Below are 675 nucleotides of genomic sequence, written 5' to 3' on the forward strand. Positions count from 1 at the left end.
GGGCCGGTCCGGATCGTTCCGGGCCGGCCCTGAGGCGTGTCGGCGGGCTGTCCGCTGCCGCGTGGGGGCGGGGGCGGGGTCAGAAGCTGATCGAGTTGATCATGTCGGCTATCGAGTCCAGGAAGCGCTGGATGTCGTCGGCCATGCCCGTCGAGGCGAGGAAGAAGCCGAAGAGGACGGCGACGATCGCCGGCCCGGCCTTGAGGGAGCCACCTCTCAGCAGCACCACCAGGATGATCGCCAACAGCAGCACCACTGACAGTGAAATGGCCACAACAGATCACACCCTTGGTCGGTTCGGCTTCGCCGGCCCGGGCGACGCATCCCCGCGCACCCCGCCAGAACCATCGTGCCACCAAGACGCCCGGCCTAACCGGCCGCTGACACATCGTCCGTCCCGCGGTCCCGCCGGCGTCGCCGTCGCCCCGGGCAGGGAGACGCAACACCCTTTTGTCGCACGGCAATTCGAGAGAACACCCGCACGGGTAATTGAACGTCCCCCTGAGCCCTTGCACGGGATTCAGCGAGGCCTCCTTCTCCGTGTCCTCACAAGGTGTTCGCAGGCAATTCGAATTGCCGGTGTTCCACCCCGACAAGGGGACATGTCACCGGAGTCGCCACTCGCCCCCATGACCGGATTGATCCGGAACAATCCTGACAAGAACGGCCACGGTG

1 protein-coding gene is annotated in these 675 nt (G+C 66.2%); it reads right to left on the bottom strand.

All coding sequences use genetic code 11. The features are described 5' to 3' along the window. Window positions 1-79: 79 nt before the first annotated feature. Window positions 80-274, bottom strand: coding sequence for a hypothetical protein (locus LPA54_RS34425; RefSeq protein WP_093765730.1), 195 nt, complete (start codon window positions 272-274; stop codon window positions 80-82). Window positions 275-675 lie beyond the last annotated feature (401 nt).

It is taken from the genome of Streptomyces sp. DH12, from assembly GCF_020873895.1.
Lineage (GTDB): Bacteria > Actinomycetota > Actinomycetes > Streptomycetales > Streptomycetaceae > Streptomyces.